Here is a 13,168-nt window from a genome sequence, read left to right on the forward strand (position 1 = left end):
CGCGTTACAGGTGATCAGCCAGGGGACGGAGTCGCGGAATGTCGGACGCACCTGAAGTGAGACCGCCGGTGGTGACACCGGCCAGGGTGGTCATAGCCCTCTGCCTCGTCGCCCCGTTCGTGGCGATGCTGTGGGTCGGCTCGTACGCCAAGGTCGACCCCACGTTCATCGGCATCCCGTTCTTCTACTGGTACCAGATGCTGTGGGTGCTGATATCCACCGCGCTGACGATGACCGCGTACAAGCTGTGGCAGCGTGACCAGCGTGCCCGCCACGGAGGTTCCAAGTGAACGACGGCGTCAACGGCGTGGCACTCGCCGTCTTCATCATCTTCTTCCTGGCCGTCACGGTCATGGGCTTCCTGGCCGCGCGCTGGCGCAAGGCCGAGAACGAGCACAGCCTCGACGAATGGGGCCTGGGCGGGCGGTCGTTCGGCACCTGGGTCACCTGGTTCCTGCTCGGCGGCGACCTCTACACGGCGTACACCTTCGTCGCGGTCCCCGCGGCGATCTACGCGGCGGGGGCGTCCGGCTTCTTCGCGGTGCCCTACACCATCCTGGTGTACCCGCTGATCTTCACGTTCCTGCCCCGCCTGTGGTCGGTCTCCCACAAGCACGGATACGTGACCACCTCGGACTTCGTGCGCGGCCGCTTCGGCTCCAAGGGCCTGTCGCTGGCGGTGGCGGTCACCGGCATCCTCGCGACCATGCCGTACATCGCGCTCCAACTGGTCGGGATCCAGGCGGTCCTCGACGTCATGGGCATCGGCGGCGGCGAGAACACGAACTGGTTCGTCAAGGACCTCCCGTTGCTCATCGCCTTCGGCGTCCTCGCGGCCTACACGTACTCCTCCGGCCTCCGCGCCCCCGCCCTGATCGCGTTCGTGAAGGACACGCTGATCTACATCGTCATCGCGGTGGCGATCATCTACATCCCGATCAAACTGGGCGGGTTCGACGACGTCTTCGGCGCGGCGAGCGCGAAGTACACGGCGGCCAAGGCCGGCGGCCTCGTCCCGCTGGAGGCGGGGCAGTGGACGTACGCCACGCTGGCGCTGGGCTCCGCACTCGCGCTCTTCATGTACCCGCACTCGATCACCGCGACGCTCTCCTCCCGCAGCCGCGAGGTGATCCGCCGCAACACCACGATCCTGCCGCTGTACTCGCTGATGCTGGGCCTGCTCGCGCTGCTCGGCTTCATGGCGATCGCGGCCGGAGTCAAGGTCACCAACCCGCAGTTGGCGATCCCGCAGCTGTTCGAGGACATGTTCCCGGACTGGTTCGCAGGCGTGGCCTTCGCGGCGATCGGCATCGGCGCACTGGTCCCGGCGGCCATCATGTCCATCGCGGCCGCGAATCTCTTCACCCGCAACATCTACAAGGACTTCATCAAGCCGGACGCCACGCCCGCACAGGAGACCAAGGTCTCCAAGCTGGTCTCGCTCCTGGTGAAGGTCGGCGCGCTGGTCTTCGTCCTCACGATGGACAAGACGGTCGCCATCAACTTCCAGCTCCTGGGCGGCATCTGGATCCTCCAGACCTTCCCGGCCCTGGTCGGCGGCCTCTTCACCCGCTGGTTCCACCGCTGGGCCCTGCTCGCCGGCTGGGCGGTCGGCATGATCTACGGCACGGTCGCCGCGTACGGCGTCGCCTCCCCGACCCAGAAGCACTTCGGCGGCTCGGCGAAGGAGATCCCCGGCATCGGCGAGATCGGCTACATCGGCCTGACGGCGTTCGTGCTCAACGTCGTCGTGACGGTGGTGCTGACCTTCGCCCTGAAGGCGGCCAAGGTCCCCGACGGCGTGGACGAGACCAGCCCGGCGGACTACACGGCGGACGCGGGCGACCCGGGGGTCCAGGTGGAGCTTCCGCCGGCGACCGCGGGTACGGCCCACTAGTCACGGTGCGCACGGGCCGTCGGAGTTCTCGTCCGGCGGCCCGTTGTCGTACCCGTCGGGCACACTCACCCGCATGGACATCCTGATCCGCCCCGCGGTGCCCGCCGACTACGAAGCCCTCGGTGAGATCACCGCCCAGGCCTACCTCCAGGACGGCCTCCTCCTGTTCGGTGAGAGCGACTGGTACCTCGAAGAACTCAAGGACGTGGCCAAGAGGGCGTCCGCCGCGGACGTCCTGGTGGCCACGGAGAACGACGACATCCTCGGCGGAGTCACCTTCGTCCCCTCCGGTGGTCCCCTGGCCGACCTCGCCCGCCCCGGAGAGGCGGAGATCCGCATGCTCGCGGTGGCACACGCGGCCCGGGGCAGAGGCGTCGGACAGGCCCTCGTACGGGCTTGCGTCGACCGTGCGAGCGGCGCGGCCACCGGCGTCGTCCTGTGCACCCAGCCCACGATGCACACCGCCCACCGCATCTACGAACGCCTCGGCTTCACCCGCGCCCCCGAACGCGACTGGCACCCGATACCCGGCGACGACTTCACGCTTCTCACCTACGAGTTGACGCTCTGAAGTCACCGCAACACAACATATGGGCCTGCTTTCCTCACCCGGCACAAGATGTATGCTCGTGCTCGCTGTCGCCGCAGGGGAATCCGGTGCGAATCCGGAACTGTCCCGCAACGGTGTACTCATGCGTGCATAAGCACACATGAGAGTCAGTCCGAGGACCTGTCGACAGCACGCCCGTGCCATACCGGCCCGGGTGCCTGACGTCCGGGCCTCGTGGAGTGGGCCGGTGGACGCGACGCCGTGTGCGCTCGTGTGCTGCCCCCTGCCCTCCGCAAGGCCCCGTGCCCAGCGAGGGAGAGCCCCACGTGACCATCGCGCCAGCCGATCCGGCTTCAGCGACCACCTTTGTGGACGAGGACGGTCCCGGAACCGCGTTGCTGCGGACCCTGACCGAGCTGACCGCCGACCTCCCCGACGCCGACCCCGGACGGGTCGCCGCCGCCACGCTCCGCGGCCGGTCCGCCCGGGCGGACGTGACGGAGCTGCGCGAGCTGGCCACCGAGGCGGCGGCCGGCCTCATCTCCGAGGACCCCGCGTACAGCAGGCTGGCCGCCAGGCTGCTGACCGTCACCATCGCCGCGGAGGCCGCCTCACAGGGCGTCACCTCGTTCACCGGATCGGTCGCCGTCGGACACCGTGAGGGCCTCATCGCCGACCGCACCGCCGAGTTCGTGCGGGTGCACGCCGAGCGGCTCGACGCCCTGGTCGACACCGGCGCCGACGACCGCTTCGGCTACTTCGGCCTCCGCACCCTCCACAGCCGGTACCTCCTGCGGCACCCCCTCACCCGCAAGGTGATCGAGACGCCCCAGCACTTCCTGCTCCGGGTGGCGTCCGGCCTCGCCGAGGACGACACGGTCAGGGCACTGGACGAAGTCGCCGCGCTCTACGCCCTCATGAGCCGCCTCGACTACCTCCCCTCCTCCCCCACCCTCTTCAACTCCGGCACCCGGCACCCCCAGATGTCGTCCTGCTACCTCCTCGACTCCCCGAAGGACGAGCTCGACTCCATCTACGACCGCTATCACCAGGTCGCCAACCTCTCGAAGCACGCCGGCGGCATCGGTCTGTCGTACTCCCGTATCCGCAGCCGCGGTTCGCTGATCCGCGGCACCAACGGGCACTCCAACGGCATCGTCCCGTTCCTGAAGACGCTGGACGCCTCGGTCGCCGCCGTGAACCAGGGAGGCCGGCGCAAGGGCGCGGCCGCGGTCTACCTGGAGACCTGGCACTCCGACATCGAGGAGTTCCTGGAGCTCAGGGACAACACCGGTGAGGACGCCCGCCGTACGCACAACCTGAACCTCGCGCACTGGGTCCCGGACGAGTTCATGCGCCGGGTGAACGCGGACGCCGAGTGGTCCCTCTTCTCCCCCGCCGACGTGCCCGAGCTGGTCGACCTGTGGGGCGAGGAGTTCGACGCGGCGTACCGGAAGGCCGAGGCCGCGGGGCTCGCGAGGAAGACGATCCCCGCGCGTGACCTCTACGGCCGCATGATGCGCACCCTCGCGCAGACCGGCAACGGCTGGATGACGTTCAAGGACGCCGCCAACCGCACGGCCAACCAGACGGCCACCCCGGGCCATGTCGTCCACTCCTCCAACCTCTGCACGGAGATCCTGGAGGTCACGGACGACGGGGAGACGGCGGTGTGCAACCTGGGGTCGGTGAACCTGGGCGCGTTCGTCGACACGGCGACCGGTGACCTCGACTGGGAGCGGCTGGACGCCACCGTCCGCACCGCCGTGACCTTCCTCGACCGGGTCGTCGACATCAACTTCTACCCGACCGAGCAGGCCGGGCGGTCCAACGCCAAGTGGCGCCCTGTCGGCCTCGGCGCGATGGGCCTCCAGGACGTCTTCTTCAAGCTGCGGCTGCCCTTCGACTCCCCCGAGGCGAAGGAACTCTCCACCCGGATCGCCGAGCGCGTCATGCTCGCCGCCTACGAGGCCTCCGCCGACCTCGCCGAGCGGAGCGGCCCGCTGCCGGCCTGGGAGAAGACCCGTACCGCCCATGGCGTCCTGCACCCCGACCACTACGGCGTCGAACTCACCTGGCCCGAGCGGTGGGCGGCCCTGCGCGACCGTATCGCCGTCACCGGACTGCGCAACTCCCTGCTCCTCGCCATCGCGCCCACCGCCACCATCGCCTCGATCGCCGGGGTGTACGAGTGCATCGAGCCGCAGGTCTCCAACCTGTTCAAGCGCGAGACGCTGTCCGGGGAGTTCCTCCAGGTCAACTCGTACCTGGTGGCCGAGTTGAAGAAGCTCGGCGTCTGGGACGCCCGCACCCGTGAGGCACTGCGCGACGCGAACGGCTCGGTGCAGGGCTTCGCGTGGATCCCCGAGGACGTGCGGGCGTTGTACCGGACGGCGTGGGAGATCCCGCAGCGCGGTCTGATCGACATGGCCGCGGCGCGCACCCCGTTCCTCGACCAGTCCCAGTCCCTGAACCTCTTCCTGGAGACGCCGACCATCGGCAAGCTCTCCTCGATGTACGCGTACGCCTGGAAGTCCGGCCTGAAGACGACGTACTACCTGCGCTCGCGCCCGGCGACCCGGATCGCCCGCGCCGCACAGGCGACGGTCCCGGTTCAGCAGCCGGCCGATCCCGAAGCCGTCGCCTGCTCCCTTGAGAACCCCGAGTCCTGCGAGGCCTGCCAGTAATGCCCAGCACCCAAAATCTGCTCGACCCCGGCTTCGAGCTCACTCTCCGCCCCATGCGCTACCCGGACTTCTACGAGCGCTACCGGGACGCGATCAAGAACACCTGGACCGTCGAGGAGGTCGACCTCCACTCGGACGTCTCCGACCTGGCGAAGCTCAGTCCCGCCGAGCAGCATCTGATCGGCCGCCTGGTGGCCTTCTTCGCGACGGGGGACTCGATCGTCGCGAACAACCTGGTGCTGACGCTGTACAAGCACATCAATTCCCCCGAGGCGCGGCTCTACCTGAGCCGGCAGCTCTTCGAGGAGGCCGTCCATGTCCAGTTCTACCTGACGCTCCTCGACACCTACCTGCCCGACCCGGAGGACCGGGCCGCGGCCTTCGACGCCGTCGAGAGCATCCCCTCGATCCGCGAGAAGGCGGAGTTCTGCTTCCGGTGGATCAACGAGGTCGAGAAGCTGGACCGGCTGGAGTCCCAGGCCGACCGCCGCCGCTTCCTGCTCAACCTGATCTGCTTCGCCGCGTGCATCGAGGGCCTCTTCTTCTACGGCGCCTTCGCGTACGTCTACTGGTTCCGCAGCCGGGGTCTGCTGCACGGCCTCGCCACCGGCACCAACTGGGTGTTCCGCGACGAGACCATGCACATGTCCTTCGCCTTCGACGTGGTCGACACCGTCCGCAAGGAGGAGCCGGAGCTCTTCGACGACCGGCTCCGGCAGCAGGTCACCGACATGCTGGCGGAGGCCGTGGAGGCGGAGCTGCAGTTCGCGCGCGACCTGTGCGGGGACGGGCTGCCGGGCATGAACACCGAGTCGATGCGGCAGTACCTGGAGTGCGTCGCCGACCAGCGCCTGACGCGCCTCGGCTTCGCCCCGGTGTACGGCTCCGAGAACCCTTTCTCCTTCATGGAGCTGCAGGGGGTCCAGGAGCTGACGAACTTCTTCGAGCGGCGTCCGTCCGCGTACCAGGTGGCGGTGGAGGGAACGGTCGACCTGGACGAGGACTTCTAGGCCGGGATCCGGGCACGTGGGTGGTACGTCCAAGAGGGAAGGAGGCCATCCATGCGCCCGATCCGCAAGACGACCCTCGCCCTCGCGACCCTGACGCTGCTTCTCGCGGGGTGCGGCACCGAAGCCGGGAACGGGAACGGGAAGGGGGGAGGCGGCGACAGCGTGTCGCCGTCCTCCCCCACGTCCCCCACGTCCCCCACCTCCCCCGCGCCCACCGCGACGGGGTGCACGACCCGGGCGGAGCTCGGCGCCACCGACAGCGGGGACACCGTCTGCCTCGCGGTGGGCGACACGATCCGGATCTCGCTGGACGGGACGAAGAGCCGCCCCTGGAAGCCGGTCGCCGTCGACGGCAGTGGCCTGGAGGCCACCAACAGCGGCATCGTCCTGTTGCCCGGTGACGCGAGTTCCGCGTACAAGGCGGTCTCGGCGGGTCAGGTACGGCTCAGTTCACAGCGCCCCCTGTGCGCCACCGAGACCGGCCGGGTCTCGTGCAAGGGGATTCAGGAGTGGCGGGTCACCGTGCTGGTCACCTGAGCGCGACCGCGTCCCCGGCCGACACCTTCAGCGAGGTCGTCGTGGTGCCGGGGAAGTACCAGCGCCAGCTGCCCGCCGACGTGGCGGTCACCTTGGTGCTGAGCCGGCCCACGTTGTCCGTCTTCACGGTCTTGACCGTGCTGTAGTGGGCGGCGCCGGCCGCGCGGAACTGGAGCCTGACCGACTGGCCCGGGTAGCCGTGGTACTTCAGGTCCTCCCAGTTGGCCCGGGAGAGCTTGCCCTTGACGGTGAGCTGGGCGCCCTTGGCGACGGGTTCGGGGCTCGCGTCCGTGGTGAGCTTCGCGGCACGCTTGACCTTGTACTCGGCGATGTGGTCCGAGATCCAGTAGTCGCCGTCGTTGGCCTTGACGGTGGCGTTGACCACCCATTTACCGGCGGACTTGTTGCTGTCGGCGTCGCTGTAGCCGGGGATCCACTCCGGGGTGATCCTCATCGTGGCCGTGCACACCGACGTGGTCGACGACTTCCTCACGCACGAGCTGCCGACCCACTCGGCGAAGCCGCCGCCTTCGTGAGCGGACATGCTGTAAGTGCTGACGTGCGAGAGTCCCTTGACCCCCGAGTCGTCCTTGATGGTGATGGCGACCGGGTAGTCGATGACCTTGGCCGTCCCGACGATGACGTTGTTGCCCTTGTTCACGACGGCCTTGGTGACCCTGATGTCACCCTCCCCCTCGGCATGGGCGCCGGTGGCCGTGAGCAGGGTCAGGGCTACCGCCCCGCCTGCCACGGCCCACAGTCTGTGTTTCATGATCCTCCCCTGTTGGTTCAGGAGAGACTAGACCGTTCGGGTCGTCCGGCGTGCGGTCCGGTACTCGTGCGCCTTCCGGATCTGACGGTCGACCCGCTTGTCGTGCACGATCCCGATCACCGACGGGAGGACCAGGAGGACGAAGATGGCGAAAACAGTCAGCATGGCGATCAGTCCTTCTGTCTGTGCTGAAGTCATGTCACTACTCTCGCGCCGTTGACTGCTGACAAACAGTGGCAGGACTGCCGCACACCCTCGATTTACTGCCAAGCCTGAGGCACACTGGCAGCATGCTGAAGAACGTGGCCGCCGTCATCCTGGACGGAGTGAATCCCTTCGAACTCGGAGTCGTCTGCGAGGTCTTCGGCACCGACCGCAGCGACGACGGACTGCCCGTGTACGACTTCGCGGTCGCCTCGGCCGAGGGCCCGACGCTGACCTCGCGGGCGGGCTTCGCCGTCCACGTCGAGCACGGCCTGGAGCGGCTGGAGTCGGCCGACCTGATCGCCGTGCCGGCCTGCGCCCGCTACGAGACGCGGGACTTTCCGCCCGAGCTGCTCGAGGCCCTGCGCGACGCGGTCGACCGCGGGGCACGGGTGCTCAGCGTGTGCTCCGGCGTCTTCGTGCTCGCGGCGGCCGGACTGCTCGACGGCCGGCGCTGCGCCGTGCACTGGCACCACGCGGAGGAGCTCGCGCTCGCCTATCCTCGGCTGACGGTCGAGCCGGACGTCCTGTACGTCGACGAGGACCCGGTGATCACCTCCGCGGGCACCGCCGCCGGCATCGACGCCTGTCTGCACATCGTGCGCAAGGAGCAGGGCCCCGAGGTCGCCAACAAGATCGCCCGGCGCATGGTCGTACCGCCGCACCGGGACGGCGGGCAGGCGCAGTACATCGAGCGGCCGCTGCCCCGGTCGAAGTGCGACACCGTCGGCGAGGTGCTGGTGTGGATGGAGCGGCACCTCGACGAGGAGGTCACCGTCGAGCAGCTCGCCGAGCGCGCGCACATGTCCCCGCGCACCTTCGCCCGCCGCTTCCAGCAGGAGACGGGTACGACTCCCTACCGCTGGATCCTGCGCCAACGGGTGCTGCTGGCCCAGCGGTTGCTGGAGGCGACGGACGAGACGGTGGACGCGATCGCCGGCCGGGCGGGGTTCGGCACCGCGGCCGCGCTGCGTCACCAGTTCCTGCGCGCGGTCGGCACCACCCCGAACGCCTACCGGCGCACCTTCCAGGGCCCGGAGGCGGCCGCCTGACCTACGTCCTCGGCACGGGTTTCAGCAGAAGCCCGGCCGGCTTCAGCGTGATGCCCACCCGTGGGGTGTCGTCGGATCCGGGCACCTGCTCGAAGCGGTACTTCCGGGCCAGCGCCGCCGTGATCAGCGTCAGCTGGGCCATCGAGAAATGATCGCTCGGGCACTTCCGGTTACCCGTGCTGAACGGACTCATGGCGTGTTTCGGCACGGACCTGGCCCGCTCGGGACTCCAGCGCAGGGGATCGAACTCCTGGCTGTCGTCGTACGACTTCGGATCGCGCTGGATCGCGTACGGGCTGTACACGATGTCGGCCCCGGCCGGAATGCGACAGCCACCGAGTTCCGTGTCCCGCACCGCCCGCCGCGTCAATATCCACACGGCGGGCCGTAAACGCATGACCTCGATCACCAGATAGTTCGTGTACGTGAGGGCCCGGACGTCGTCGAATGCCACGGGACGTCCGCCGGTGACCGATTCGACTTCCGCGCACACCTTGTCCGCGTGTTCCGGGTGTGCGGCAAGAGCCTGGAGCAACCACATGACCGTGGCCGCGACGGTTTCGCTGCCGGGGGTGAGTATCGCGACGACCTGGTCGTGGACCTCCTGTTCCCCGATGGGCTCGCCATTCTCGTCCTTCGCCGCCAGCAATGCCGTCAGCAAATCGTCCGGCTTTTGACCGGATGCCCTGCGCTCGGCGACGATCTCGTCGACGAGGAGATGCAAATCGGCCAGCGCCCGATTGAATTTCCGGTTGGGCGGCAGGGGCAGCCGGTACAGCGGCCCGGCGGGTATCACCATCCGCCGGTACATGCCCCGGAAGACGGTGGCGAGCGCGACGCACAGCCGTTCGGCGCGCTCGTCCATGAAGTCCCCGCGCAGCAGACAGCGGGCCGCAACACGCACGGCGACCCGGAAGGCCTCGGAGGTGCAGTCGACGGTCTCACCGGGCCGCCAGCGCTCGGCGAGCGCATGCGCCTCCTCCTCCATGATCGGCCCGTACGCCGGGATCGCGTCGAGCCGGAAGGCGGGCTGGATGACGCGCCGCTGCCGCCGGTGCCGGGGGCCGTTCGCGGTGGCCACGCCCTCCTTGCCGACCAGTCCCTCCAGGGACTCCCACAGCGGGCCGGCAATGATGAAGTCCGGGTTGAGCGCCACCGCTCCGGTCAGTTCCGGGGTGGTGGGCGCGTACACCGTCTTGGGGCCCAGCCTGAGGCGTACGACATCGCCGTGCCGCCGGAGACCGGACATGAAGCTCAGCGGATCGCGGACCATCCGCCAGCCATGGCCGAGGACGGGGACGCGCCCGCCCGCGAACGGCGGCTCACGCAACTCGGGAGCCACCGTGGCTTCGGGTTTCACGGATTCGACGGTCATTTCTCACCTGCCGCTTCGTTGTTGACGTACGGGGGCGTGGACCGGTCGTCCCAGCTGTCGACCATGTAACGGCCGGACTCGTGGTGGAACCAGTAGACGGTGCTGAACCAGTTGCGCATATTGCGGACGCAGGCCCGGACGGCGGCGCTCAGTTCCTTTCCCCGCGCGGTTCCGTCGTCGAGGCCGTCCGCGAAACGGAGGGCGTCGGCCTCGGCGACGAGGAATGCGTCCACGCATTTCTCGACCAGCCGCCGCAGGTGCCGGATCGCCTCTTCGAGAGTCAGCCCCTCGTGCTTGATGAGACTGATGCCGAGATTGTGGACCTCGTCTCCCGCGATTTCCTTGGGCAGCGAACAGAGGTCGTTGTACCAGGCGGCGAATTCCTGGCTCAGCAGGGCCGCCCGCTGGTATGCCGGGTGTTTCCTCACCTCGCCCGGGAGTTCGCATCCCGCGCTCGGCTCCAGCAGATCCGTCCAGATCCAGTGCGCGAAGGTGAGGCGGCGCAGTGCCAGGTATTCCTTGACCGTGGGAATGGTTCCCCTGGTGCGATTGCGGAATTCCCGGTCGTAGGCCTCGATCACGTCGTGGAAGTGCCCGGCGAACCGGGTGTTCCACATCCGCGGCAGGAACGAGTACAGCCGCACCACGCAGTCGGCGAAGGCGGCGACCAGCGGATCCTCGTGGTGCAGATGATCCCGTGGGGAGTCGAGCGCCGCGTGCAACCGGAACCTCAGCCGCCGCCACGCGCGCGGACGGCGGTGGACGATGTCACGGTCGTGCCGGTCGTCCCAGACGAAGAACCACGCGCTGAAGTCCGCTATCGCCTGGAGGACCGCGTCGGGGGCGCCGAGGTAGTACCCCGCCATGAGGTCCGTGTAGCACAGTCCGTCGGCATATTCCGCCACCTTGTCCGCCGGCATGAGCCGCTTTTCCAGAAGCCAGGTACGGGTGTTCTCCTGGAGCCTGGGCCAATACGGATGCAGTTGCCTGGGAAACGCTGCCTCGATCACCGGGAGAGAGAGCGACGGTGGAACCGCGATCGCCGTCGGCGTCGATGTGGTGCTGTGTGGGAAAGCAGGCACGAACAAACCCCTTCCAGCCGCCAGTTGACGCATGCCCCTGCCGCTGAACCGGGCGTGCGCCGTTGCGTATCCCCGCCCTTCCCATTCAGCACCACAACTGACCATTCTGGGAACGGATTTGCTTCATTCACTACCCCACGGTGTCGGGATTCTCCCTATGTGTGACTCGAATCGGAACACTATGTGAGCACATCCGATCGAACGTGCGACGCACATGCGAACGGCGCCTGTTCGGGGAGTGATTCCTGAACAGGCGCCGTGCGGGCGGGAGTCGTGGGACGTCAGTCGTTCGCGACCACGGGGTAGCGGGGCTCGCTCTCGGCCATCTGCCGCAGCGCGTCCTTGCGTTCGCGCTTGGAGAGCCGGTCGATGTAGAGGTAGCCGTACAGATGGTCGGTCTCGTGCTGCAGACACCGGGCGAAGTAGCCGGTGCCACGGACCTTGACCGGGTTGCCCTTCTCGTCCTGCCCGGTGACCTCGGCGTAGTCGGGGCGGGCGAGCGGCGCGTACGCGGTGGGCACCGACAGACAGCCCTCGTTGCTGTCGTCGAGGCGGCGCTTGTCCGCGGGCAGGTCCACGAGCTTCGGGTTGCAGACGACACCCACGTGCCGCCGGCCCTCGTCGTCCTGGCAGTCGTACACGAAGACCTTCAGGTCGACGCCGATCTGGTTGGCGGCGAGGCCGACGCCCTCGGCGGTGCGCTGACTGGCGAACATGTCCGCGACCAGCTGGTCGAGCTCCTCACCGAACTCGGTGACGTCCTTGCACTCCTTGTGCAGGACGGGGTTCCCGACGACGGTGATGGGCCGCGAGGTGCCGCGCTCACGCCAGGCGTTCTCCCGCTCCTCGGTGTCCTCGGTGTCGATGACGAACCCCTCGTCGTCGACGGGGAGCACGCCCGCGTGCTGCTGATCGGTGTCCTGCTGGGCCATGACCTACGGATCGCCTTCCTGCACAAACAAAGAACATGGGGGGGTGTGATGCTGATACAGGGTACGGCGAATGTTCAGCAGACCTCTTCGAGATCCCGCCAGTCACGCGAATCCGGACTGTCCGCGACCCACCCGTCCAACAACCCCCGAACCAGCGAAGCCGGCGCAGCCACCCCGCACTCCCGCTCCGGCACCCACAGCTGACCGTCCGTGCGGTGCCCCAGCGGCCCCGGGTGTCCCGGTTCGCTGTGGTCATGGGGGTCCAGGTGCTCCCCGTCGCCCTCGTCCGACGGCATCCGTGACTCGGAGCACATCCGGCACAGCAACCGCACCGACGACGACCAGTCCTCCGCCGCGAACCCGGCGTCCGCCGCGAGCTGCTCCAGCGCGTCCCGGTCCGCCTCGGTGGCCGCCTCCAGGAGAACCACCCAGGTGGGGACGGGCGAAGGAGCCCACAGCTCGATCTCGTCGAAGACGGGGTACGCGTGCCCGGACGCCGTGGTCCGCTCACCGTGCGGTACCCCGTCGTGCAGCACGACCTCGCCCCAGCGCCGCCCGGAGGACGGCAGCGGGATGGACAGCACCTCGATCCGGGCCGGGTCGAGCCGCCGCCCCCAGACCACCTCGGCCTCCCCCTCGGGGGACAGCCGTACGGCCGCGCTGCCGAGGTCCATGCCGAGCGGCTCACCGGCGTCGGTGGCCCCACCGGGCACCCGCAGCCCGTACGCCTGCCAGGCCCGCCGGGCCAGCGACCAGTCCTGGAGCGCGGTCGCGGCGATGCCGACGTTCCACCAGTCGGGCGCCCCGGTCTCGCGGTCGAGCAGCGCCACGGCCCTGAGGCCGGCGGCCCGCGCCTGCTCCCAGTCGTGCCGGAACTTGTGGAGCAGGGCGAGGTTGAACCAGGACTCCGACAGCCACGGCTCCAGGTCCGCGGCACGTGTCAGCAGCGCGCCCGCGTCCTCGTACCGGCCGTCGCCGATCAGCGTGAACGCGCGGTCCGTGGCCTGCCGCCACGAGGCGGAGGGCCGGTGCCGTCCCTTGCCGAAGATCCTCACGATTCCCGCCTGCCA

The 13,168-nt window shown here is 68.7% G+C and carries 13 protein-coding genes and 1 riboswitch; of the genes, 7 read left to right on the forward strand and 6 right to left on the reverse strand.

What is annotated here, in order from left to right:
* Positions 1 to 38 precede the first annotated feature (38 nt).
* The 6 genes from ACIBJB_RS25765 (at position 39) to ACIBJB_RS25790 (ending at position 6,681) form a co-directional block, all read left to right on the forward strand.
* On the forward strand, positions 39 to 290 hold the full coding sequence (locus ACIBJB_RS25765; protein ID WP_311714660.1) for a DUF3311 domain-containing protein: 252 nt from the start codon (positions 39 to 41) through the stop codon (positions 288 to 290).
* On the forward strand, positions 287 to 1,897 hold the full coding sequence (gene mctP / locus ACIBJB_RS25770; protein ID WP_398933482.1) for a monocarboxylate uptake permease MctP: 1,611 nt from the start codon (positions 287 to 289) through the stop codon (positions 1,895 to 1,897). The genes ACIBJB_RS25765 and mctP overlap by 4 nt, the downstream gene beginning before the upstream one ends.
* 73 nt (positions 1,898 to 1,970) lie before the next feature.
* Positions 1,971 to 2,468 carry a GNAT family N-acetyltransferase gene (locus tag ACIBJB_RS25775; RefSeq protein WP_398933483.1) on the forward strand — a complete coding sequence of 166 codons (498 nt, stop codon included), beginning with the start codon at positions 1,971 to 1,973 and terminating at the stop codon, positions 2,466 to 2,468.
* A gap of 77 nt (positions 2,469 to 2,545) precedes the next feature.
* A riboswitch (cobalamin riboswitch) is annotated at positions 2,546 to 2,628 on the forward strand.
* Between the two features lie 145 nt (positions 2,629 to 2,773).
* Positions 2,774 to 5,134: a ribonucleoside-diphosphate reductase subunit alpha gene (locus tag ACIBJB_RS25780; RefSeq protein ID WP_398933484.1), complete on the forward strand. Its 2,361-nt coding sequence runs from the start codon at positions 2,774 to 2,776 to the stop codon at positions 5,132 to 5,134.
* Positions 5,134 to 6,144 carry a ribonucleotide-diphosphate reductase subunit beta gene (locus tag ACIBJB_RS25785; protein ID WP_398933485.1) on the forward strand — a complete coding sequence of 337 codons (1,011 nt, stop codon included), beginning with the start codon at positions 5,134 to 5,136 and terminating at the stop codon, positions 6,142 to 6,144. Before ACIBJB_RS25780 ends, ACIBJB_RS25785 begins: the two co-directional genes overlap by 1 nt.
* A gap of 51 nt (positions 6,145 to 6,195) precedes the next feature.
* Positions 6,196 to 6,681 (forward strand): hypothetical protein, encoded by a 486-nt coding sequence (locus ACIBJB_RS25790; protein ID WP_398933486.1) that lies wholly within the window; start codon positions 6,196 to 6,198, stop codon positions 6,679 to 6,681.
* Here ACIBJB_RS25790 and ACIBJB_RS25795 read toward each other — a convergent pair.
* Positions 6,674 to 7,453, reverse strand: a complete 780-nt coding sequence (locus ACIBJB_RS25795; RefSeq protein WP_398933487.1) for a hypothetical protein — start codon at positions 7,451 to 7,453, stop codon at positions 6,674 to 6,676. The genes ACIBJB_RS25790 and ACIBJB_RS25795 overlap by 8 nt on opposite strands.
* Positions 7,454 to 7,480: 27 nt before the next feature.
* Positions 7,481 to 7,651 (reverse strand): hypothetical protein, encoded by a 171-nt coding sequence (locus tag ACIBJB_RS25800; protein ID WP_398933489.1) that lies wholly within the window; start codon positions 7,649 to 7,651, stop codon positions 7,481 to 7,483.
* A 92-nt stretch (positions 7,652 to 7,743) separates the two neighbouring features.
* On the opposite strand from ACIBJB_RS25800, the gene ACIBJB_RS25805 reads away from it, so the two are divergent.
* Positions 7,744 to 8,709 carry a GlxA family transcriptional regulator gene (locus tag ACIBJB_RS25805; RefSeq protein WP_398933491.1) on the forward strand — a complete coding sequence of 322 codons (966 nt, stop codon included), beginning with the start codon at positions 7,744 to 7,746 and terminating at the stop codon, positions 8,707 to 8,709.
* A gap of 1 nt (position 8,710) precedes the next feature.
* Here the strand turns inward: ACIBJB_RS25805 and ACIBJB_RS25810 are convergent, their stop codons facing one another.
* The 4 genes from ACIBJB_RS25810 to ACIBJB_RS25825 all read right to left on the reverse strand — a co-directional run bounded on the left by ACIBJB_RS25810 (position 8,711) and on the right by ACIBJB_RS25825 (position 13,153).
* Positions 8,711 to 10,084: a cytochrome P450 gene (locus tag ACIBJB_RS25810; RefSeq protein WP_398933493.1), complete on the reverse strand. Its 1,374-nt coding sequence runs from the start codon at positions 10,082 to 10,084 to the stop codon at positions 8,711 to 8,713.
* A complete protein-coding gene (gene cyc1, locus ACIBJB_RS25815) occupies positions 10,081 to 11,199 on the reverse strand; it encodes an epi-isozizaene synthase (RefSeq protein ID WP_398933495.1) in 1,119 nt (372 codons plus the stop codon). Before cyc1 ends, ACIBJB_RS25810 begins: the two co-directional genes overlap by 4 nt.
* 248 nt (positions 11,200 to 11,447) lie before the next feature.
* Positions 11,448 to 12,098 carry a peptide deformylase gene (gene def / locus ACIBJB_RS25820; protein ID WP_398933497.1) on the reverse strand — a complete coding sequence of 217 codons (651 nt, stop codon included), beginning with the start codon at positions 12,096 to 12,098 and terminating at the stop codon, positions 11,448 to 11,450.
* Positions 12,099 to 12,172: 74 nt separating this feature from the next.
* Complete coding sequence (locus tag ACIBJB_RS25825) at positions 12,173 to 13,153, reverse strand: hypothetical protein (RefSeq protein WP_057612214.1); 981 nt, start codon at positions 13,151 to 13,153, stop codon at positions 12,173 to 12,175.
* Between the last annotated feature and the right edge of the window lie 15 nt (positions 13,154 to 13,168).

The sequence above is a fragment of the Streptomyces sp. NPDC050759 genome (assembly GCF_044456945.1).
In the GTDB taxonomy this organism is placed as follows: domain Bacteria; phylum Actinomycetota; class Actinomycetes; order Streptomycetales; family Streptomycetaceae; genus Streptomyces.